Source organism: Faecousia sp., from assembly GCF_048519415.1.
Lineage (GTDB): Bacteria > Bacillota > Clostridia > Oscillospirales > Oscillospiraceae > JAZOXB01.
On sequence record NZ_DBFZUT010000068.1, the window covers coordinates 22,300 to 29,091 of the forward strand.

Annotated in this window: 8 protein-coding genes, 2 tRNA genes and 1 other annotated feature (1 of these 11 only partly in view); of the genes, 2 read left to right on the plus strand and 8 right to left on the minus strand. The window is 60.5% G+C overall.

Annotated features, from left to right (window positions below; all coding sequences use genetic code 11):
- Positions 1-122: a sequence feature (ribosomal protein L10 leader region), on the minus strand (it extends 11 nt beyond the left edge of the window).
- A 90-nt stretch (positions 123-212) separates the two neighbouring features.
- The 8 genes from rplA to ACMKFF_RS07295 all read right to left on the minus strand — a co-directional run bounded on the left by rplA (position 213) and on the right by ACMKFF_RS07295 (position 6,242).
- A complete protein-coding gene (rplA, locus tag ACMKFF_RS07260) occupies positions 213-902 on the minus strand; it encodes a 50S ribosomal protein L1 (protein ID WP_349136044.1) in 690 nt (229 codons plus the stop codon).
- 80 nt (positions 903-982) lie between these two features.
- Positions 983-1,408: a 50S ribosomal protein L11 gene (rplK, locus tag ACMKFF_RS07265; RefSeq protein ID WP_349136043.1), complete on the minus strand. Its 426-nt coding sequence runs from the start codon at positions 1,406-1,408 to the stop codon at positions 983-985.
- Positions 1,409-1,490: 82 nt separating this feature from the next.
- Positions 1,491-2,018, minus strand: coding sequence for a transcription termination/antitermination protein NusG (nusG, locus tag ACMKFF_RS07270; RefSeq protein WP_367927154.1), 528 nt, complete (start codon positions 2,016-2,018; stop codon positions 1,491-1,493).
- Between the two features lie 15 nt (positions 2,019-2,033).
- Complete coding sequence (secE, locus tag ACMKFF_RS07275) at positions 2,034-2,264, minus strand: preprotein translocase subunit SecE (RefSeq protein ID WP_349136041.1); 231 nt, start codon at positions 2,262-2,264, stop codon at positions 2,034-2,036.
- A 17-nt stretch (positions 2,265-2,281) separates the two neighbouring features.
- Positions 2,282-2,431, minus strand: a complete 150-nt coding sequence (gene rpmG / locus ACMKFF_RS07280; RefSeq protein ID WP_349136040.1) for a 50S ribosomal protein L33 — start codon at positions 2,429-2,431, stop codon at positions 2,282-2,284.
- A gap of 252 nt (positions 2,432-2,683) precedes the next feature.
- Positions 2,684-3,322, minus strand: coding sequence for a trimeric intracellular cation channel family protein (locus ACMKFF_RS07285; RefSeq protein WP_419496523.1), 639 nt, complete (start codon positions 3,320-3,322; stop codon positions 2,684-2,686).
- 89 nt (positions 3,323-3,411) lie between these two features.
- Positions 3,412-4,704 carry a UDP-N-acetylglucosamine 1-carboxyvinyltransferase gene (locus ACMKFF_RS07290; RefSeq protein WP_419496524.1) on the minus strand — a complete coding sequence of 431 codons (1,293 nt, stop codon included), beginning with the start codon at positions 4,702-4,704 and terminating at the stop codon, positions 3,412-3,414.
- 197 nt (positions 4,705-4,901) lie between these two features.
- Positions 4,902-6,242 carry an RsmB/NOP family class I SAM-dependent RNA methyltransferase gene (locus tag ACMKFF_RS07295; RefSeq protein ID WP_419496525.1) on the minus strand — a complete coding sequence of 447 codons (1,341 nt, stop codon included), beginning with the start codon at positions 6,240-6,242 and terminating at the stop codon, positions 4,902-4,904.
- Between the two features lie 175 nt (positions 6,243-6,417).
- Here ACMKFF_RS07295 and ACMKFF_RS07300 point away from each other — a divergent pair.
- Together ACMKFF_RS07300 and ACMKFF_RS07305 are read left to right on the plus strand one after the other, a co-directional pair.
- Positions 6,418-6,493: transfer RNA gene (locus ACMKFF_RS07300), tRNA-Thr, on the plus strand.
- 30 nt (positions 6,494-6,523) lie between these two features.
- Positions 6,524-6,608, plus strand: a tRNA-Tyr gene (locus ACMKFF_RS07305).
- Positions 6,609-6,792 lie beyond the last annotated feature (184 nt).

A 6,792-nucleotide genomic window follows, 5' to 3' on the forward strand; every position in this document is an offset into this window, starting at 1 on the left:
AATGTCCTCATGCCAAAAGACATGAGGACACAGAAATCACATGTATTTCGTGTAACCTCGGCAGGATGGGGATCGTTACGGCGTAAGCCTCCTGCTGTCTCTGGCAACGGGAAATATTTTATCAGAAAATGCCGGATTTGTCAAGCAATTTTCTGATTTCTGGGGAAATTCATGGAGCAGACAAACGCTTTGCTGCTCCATGATCAAATGCATTAGAACTTGGCAGTATTGACCTTCACGCCGGGGCCCATGGTGGAGGCGACGACGCAGGAGCGGATATACTGGCCCTTTGCTGCGGCCGGCTTCGCCTTGACGACGGCGCCAAGCAGCGTGTTCAGGTTCTCGGTCAGCTTCTCAGCGCCGAAGGAGACCTTGCCGATCGGGCAGTGGATGATGTTGGTCTTGTCGAGACGATACTCGATCTTACCGGCTTTGATCTCCTTGACGGCAGCGGCGACGTTCGGGGTGACGGTGCCGGCCTTCGGGGAGGGCATGAGGCCCTTCGGGCCGAGGACCTTACCAAGACGGCCGACGATACCCATCATATCCGGGGAAGCGACGACGACGTCGAAGTCGAACCAGTTTTCCTTCGTGATCTTCTCCACGAGCTCCATGCCGCCGACATAGTCAGCGCCGGCTGCCTTGGCCTCGTCGACCTTGGCGTCCTTCGCAAAGACAAGGACCTTGCGGGTCTTGCCGGTGCCGTTGGGCAGGACGATGGCGCCGCGGACCTGCTGGTCAGCGTGGCGGGAATCGACACCGAGCTTGATGTGGATCTCGACGGTCTCGTCGAACTTGGCGGGGGCGGTCTTCACGACGAGCGCAAGGGCGTCGGAGACTTCATACTGCACGGAGCGGTCGATCTGCTTCGCGCTGTCCTTATATTTCTTACCTCTAAACAATGTTATATCCTCCTTAAAGTGGTGATGCGGAATAATCCTCCCACATAGATGAGGTCAGGCGACCTCGGCAGACTCAGCGATCAGTCGACAACGACGATGCCCATGCTGCGGCAGGTGCCTGCAACCTGGCTCATCGCGGCCTCGATGGTGGCGGCGGTGAGGTCGGGCATTTTGCGCTCTGCGATCTCGCGCACCTGCGCCTTGGTGATGGTTCCGACCTTGTTCTTGTTGGGAACGCCGGAGCCCTTTTCCTGACCGATGGCCTTCAGAATGAGGGTCGGGGTCGGGGGCGTCTTGGTGACGAAGGAGAAGCTGCGGTCCGCATAGACCGTGATCACGACGGGGATCTTAAAACCGGCCTGATCCTTGGTGCGGTCGTTGAACTCGCGGATAAACTGTGCGATATTAACGCCATGCTGGCCGAGAGCCGGGCCGACAGGGGGCGAAGCGGTCGCCTTGGCGGCCGGAATCTGAAGTTTGATATAACCAGTAACTTTCTGTGCCATGATAAGCACCTCCAAATAGAATGTGGTAATACGCTGACGCGTATTTCTGGCGGGGGAGAACCCCTCCCACGTTTTGCCCGGATCAGTCGGTGGAGAGCTCCACCTGATCGAGCTCCAGATCGACCGGCGTTTCGCGGCCGAACATGGAAACGGTGACGCGCACCCGGTTCTTTTCGACGTCCAGCTCCTCGACGATGCCGCTGAAGCTCGTCAGCGGGCCGTCCATGATGCGGACCGTGTCGCCGACCTTGTAGCCAACGACGATCTCGCGCTTTTCGACGCCGAGCTGAATGACCTCATCCTCCGTCAGGGGGGTGGGCTTGGTGCTGCCGGATGTGACAAACCCGGTGACGCCGCGGACGTTCTTGATGATATACCAGGCGTCATCCGTCATGACCATCTTCACCAGCACATAGCCGGGGAAGACCTTGCGGTCATAGGTCTTCGGACCCTTTTCCGTGACCTCGGTCACGGTTTCCATGGGGATGGAGACCTGCTGGATGATGTCCTGCAGCTGACGGGTCTCGACCGTTTTTTCAATGGTCGCCATAACGGTATTTTCATAACCGGAATAGGTATGCACAACATACCATTTTGCTGTTTCTGCCATACCGCTTGTCCTGACTTAGAACAGCTTGCGCAGCAGGCCGATCAGCTCGCCTGCGCCGAGATCGAACAGGCAGACGATGATACCGACGATCAGAACGGCGACGAGAACGACGACGGTGTTGTTCACCAGCTGCTTGCCGGAGGGCCAGACGACCTTCTTCAGCTCGCTCTTCATTTCGCGGAACCAGCGGGAAAGGCCTGTGCCCATGCGGACAAAGATATTCGGCTTCTTGTTGACTTCTGCCATTGCTTTCACCCTTTCCCTTACTTCGTCTCGGTATGAACCGTGTGCTTTCTGCAGAACCTGCAATACTTCTTCATTTCAAGACGGTCGGGGTCGTTCTTCTTGTTTTTCATCGTGTTGTAGTTTCTTTGCTTGCATTCGTTGCATCTGAGCGTGATCTTGACTCGCATTGTTCGGCACCTCCTTAAAATTTTGCCTCCCTGCATGACCTGCGGCTAGAAAAATTTAGGGGACGCCGAAACTACGCGGGCGCCGTCCGCAGGCAAAAAGGGCATAACAAAAAAGCCCTTTTTCACAGGTAGAGTTATTCTATCATACGAAACGTCGGGGGTCAATCCTTTTTTTCGGGAAATCCCGGATTTTTCCCCCGTTTTTTGGACAAAAATTGCCGGAGCGGCGCTTCTGCCGCTCCGGAAAGCCTTTCAGAGTGTTTCATCCTCCACGCGCGGCAGGTTCCAGCGGAAATGCGCCGAAAGCAGGCGGATGAGCAGGACGGTCGTCATACCGGCCAGCATGGCCACATACTGCGGCACGAGCCGCCACAGCACGGCGCACAGCACCGCACCCGCCAGCGAGGCGCAGGCGTAGACGTGCTTGACGAGAATATAGGGCGTGTTCCCGGCCAGCACATCGCGCATGACGCCGCCGCCGACGCCGGTCAGCAGGCCGACGAACACGAGAAGATAGGTGCTGCGGTCCGGCGAGAAGTCCATGGCGTTCCAGATGCCCATGACGGTGAATACGCCGAGGCCGACGGAGTCCATGAGCAGCAGGGAAACGTCGAACAGGCGGTGGTTGTGCATGAGGCTGTGGCGGATCCACGGGATGCACAGCAGAAGCGACACGCCGACGGCCACGAGCGTGCACGTCGGGTCGCGGAAGGCGAGGGGAGGCGTGATGCCGAGAATGACGTCGCGCAGGATGCCGCCGCCGACGGAGGTGATGACGCCGAGCACGATGACGCCGAGCAGATCCATATGCCGGCGTATGGCGGTCAGCGAGCCGGAGGCCGCAAAGGCCACCGTGCCGATGAGCTCGAGAAGAAATACGAATTTATCCATAGGTATAGCGAAAAGGTCCTTTTCAAATCATAAAAATGCTCCGCCGCGGGAAATGCCGCGGCGGAGCAGAAAATACGCTGGAATACGCTTCAGACTGCTGCGGGGACGGCCGTTCCATCCGGAACGCTGACACGGCGGATCTCCGCGCCGATCGCGGTGAGCTTGCCAATGAGGTTTTCGTAGCCGCGCTCAATGTATTCAATGTCCTCGATCGTTGTCGTGCGGTCGGCGGCAAGTCCGGCGATGACCATGGCAGCGCCCGCGCGCAGGTCGCAGGCGCGCACGGTGCAGCCGTGCAGCTTTTCCACGCCCGTGATGATGGCGACCTTCGTGTCGACCTTGATGGACGCGCCCATGCGGTTGAGCTCGGCGCAATAGCCGAAGCGCGTGTCATAGATGCTCTCCGTAATGACGCTCACGCCGGAGGCCAGAGACATGCACACGGCGATCTGCGGCTGCATGTCCGTCGGGAAGCCGGGATACGGCATCGTCTTGACATTGGCCCGGCGCATGACGCCCGTGCGCTGCACGCGGATGGCGTCGTCGTATTCGGCAATCTTCACGCCCATCTCACGCAGTTTGGCGGAGATGCAGTCCATATGTTTGGGGATGACGTTCTGGATGAGCACGTCGCCGCCCGTGGCCGCGACGGCCGCCATATAGGTGCCCGTCTCGATTTGGTCCGGAATGATGGAGTAGTTGCCGCCGTGCAGGCTGCGGACGCCGCGAATTTTGATGACGTCGGTACCCGCGCCGGAGACCTTCGCGCCCATGGCGTTCAGGAAGTTCGCCAGATCGACGATGTGCGGTTCCTTTGCGGCATTTTCGATAACGGTCGTGCCGTTCGCCAGAACCGCGCCGATCATGATGTTCATGGTCGCGCCGACGGAGACGACGTCGAGATTGACACGGCCGCCCGTCAGGCCGTCAGCCGGAGCGGCGGCGCAAACGAAGCCGTCCTTGAGGTCAACGGTGGCACCGATGGCCTCGAAGCCCTTGATGTGCTGGTCGATGGGGCGCGCGCCGAAGTTGCAGCCGCCGGGCAGCGCCACGCGGGCATGGCCGAAGCGGCCGAGCTGCGCGCCGATGAAATAGTAGGAGGCGCGGATGCGGCGCACCAGTGCGTCGGAGGCCTCGGAATCGCGCACATTCGTGCAGCAGAGCTCCAGCGTGTTCGGACTCAGGCGACGGATCTTTGCGCCCATGCTGTCCAGAATCTCCAGCAGGAGCCGGACATCGGAGATATCCGGCACATTTTCGATGCGGCAGGTGCCGTTCACGAGCAGCGCGGCCGGAAGGATCGCCACGGCAGCGTTTTTTGCGCCGCTGACGGTCACGACGCCGGACAGCGGATGGCCGCCCTGGATAATGTATTTATTCATGTCATACCCTCTCACGATCGGAGTATATGCAATATGTCGCAAAACAACAGCGCCAATTTCAGGCAGCCGACAATCCTTCCCACCGAGACGTTCAGTCATTCAGTTGGAAAGTTCTTTCGACGGTCTAGTATAGCATAGTTTGAACATTCTGTAAAGAGAAAACCGGAAATTGGGCGGAGAAAACGCCAATGAAGCCGTTAACGCAGACGGCGCAGGCCCTTTGGATACTGATTCTTTAGAATGCCGTCCGCGCCGCGCACCCAGCCGAGTGAAAGCCCGCCGGCCGTCAGCAGCGTCCAGCCGCGCTGCGTGCCGTGCAGCGTCTCGCCGCGCAGATAGGCGGCAATCTCCGGGCCGTCGGCCGGGAAATCCGCCGTCTGCGGGTAGGTGTGCAGCCAGAGCGCCAGCGCGTGGGCGGGGGAGAAGCGGTCACGGCGCAGTTCACCAAGCTCCAGACCGGCGCGCAGCACGCGCAGGCCGGAAAGAGCGGGCGTCTCCGCCGGGGCCAGATAGCACACGGAGCCGAAGCAGACGGGCACACCGTCCGGCATGGGCTGTGTGCAGCTGCGCAGGAAGTCTGCGGCGGCTGCCGGGAGCTGAGCGGGGCGTTCCGTGGGAACATCCTGCCGTGCGCCGTCCGCATGACTGCGCAGGACCGCGGCAAAGTGGCCCTCACCGCGCAGGCAATGCGGCCAGAGGCGGAAGGCATGCTCCAGACCGGGCGCGGGATCGCTGATCCAGTCCGGCCGCGCCGGAGAGAACCACGGAGCCTCGACCGGCTCGACGGAAAACGCCGGATGCGCGTGCAGAAAGGCGGAGATGACGCCCTCATTTTCCTCGGGCGAGAACGTGCAGGTGGAATAGACGAGCCGCCCGCCGGGGGCCAGCATTTCGGCTGCGGAGGCGAGAATCTCCTGCTGCCGCGCGGCGCACATGGCCACGGTCGCCTCGCTCCAGTCCGTCACGGCGGCCTCCTCCTTCCGGAACATGCCCTCGCCGGAGCAGGGAGCGTCGACAAGGATGCGGTCAAAATAGCCGGGGAAGCGCTGGGCCAGCTTTGCCGGATGCTCGCTGAGCACAAGGGCGTTCGGAATGCCGAGCCGCTCGATGTTTGAGGCGAGCACCTGCGCGCGGCGCGGATGGATCTCATTGCAAACGAGCAGGCCACGGCCCTGCATGGCGGCGGCCAGCTGCGTTGTCTTGCCGCCGGGTGCGGCGCAGAGGTCGAGCACCCGCTCACCGGGCTGCGCGTCCAGCAGGCGCGCCGGGGCCATGGCGCTCGGCTCCTGCAGATAGTATGCGCCTGCGTCGTGCCATGGGTGCAGGCCGGGGCGGCTGCCCTCGCAGACGTAATAGCCGTTCGGCTCCCACGGGACCTGCGCCTCGCAGAACGGGAGAGAAGCGCCATCCGGCAGGGGCTTGCGCGGATTCAGACGCAGCCCGGCGCTCCGCGGGCGCTCATAGGAGGCGAGAAATTCGGCGAATTCCGCTTCGCCGAGCAGGTGCAGCATTCGTTCCGGGAAGCCCTGCGGCAGCATGACAGACCAACTCCTTGCACGGTTTCAGATCGGGGGTATCATAGCATGGATCGGGCCAAAACGCAAGCGCCGGGAGGACCTGCGGCGGCCAGACAGAAAAATAAATCGAAATATCTCAAAAAAGTGGTTGACAAAACGGCGCGAACTCGCTATAATAACCATGCTTGTTTGAGACGCCGGTATAGCTCAGCCGGTAGAGCAGCTGATTTGTAATCAGCAGGTCGGGGGTTCGAATCCGTCTACCGGCTCCACAGTGTTTTCAAACGGACAAGTTCATATTTGGGGGAATTCCCGAGTGGCCAAAGGGGGCAGACTGTAAATCTGTTAGCAGTGCTTTCGGTGGTTCGAATCCACCTTCCCCCACCAAAGCGAAAATCCTGTCGACGATAGTCGGCAGGATTTTCGCTTTGTATGTGCGCCCGGTGAGCGCACGTTCTATAGGGTGAAAGTCCCGAGTCCGCCCGGTAGCGGGAAGGGCTAGCCAAAGGCAAGGGTGTCCATCGTGAGGTGGAATCTGAAGAAAGCCGGATTTTGGGAGTTGAAAGGTCTC

Coding starts and splice junctions, on each gene's coding strand:
- secE (WP_349136041.1), bottom strand. CDS start 2,264: ATGGCAGAAGTCAACAAGAAGCCGAATATCTTTGTCCGCATGGGCACA.
- ACMKFF_RS07285 (WP_419496523.1), bottom strand. CDS start 3,322: ATGGATAAATTCGTATTTCTTCTCGAGCTCATCGGCACGGTGGCCTTT.
- rpmG (WP_349136040.1), bottom strand. CDS start 2,431: ATGCGAGTCAAGATCACGCTCAGATGCAACGAATGCAAGCAAAGAAAC.
- ACMKFF_RS07290 (WP_419496524.1), bottom strand. CDS start 4,704: ATGAATAAATACATTATCCAGGGCGGCCATCCGCTGTCCGGCGTCGTG.
- ACMKFF_RS07295 (WP_419496525.1), bottom strand. CDS start 6,242: ATGCTGCCGCAGGGCTTCCCGGAACGAATGCTGCACCTGCTCGGCGAA.
- rplK (WP_349136043.1), bottom strand. CDS start 1,408: ATGGCACAGAAAGTTACTGGTTATATCAAACTTCAGATTCCGGCCGCC.
- nusG (WP_367927154.1), bottom strand. CDS start 2,018: ATGGCAGAAACAGCAAAATGGTATGTTGTGCATACCTATTCCGGTTAT.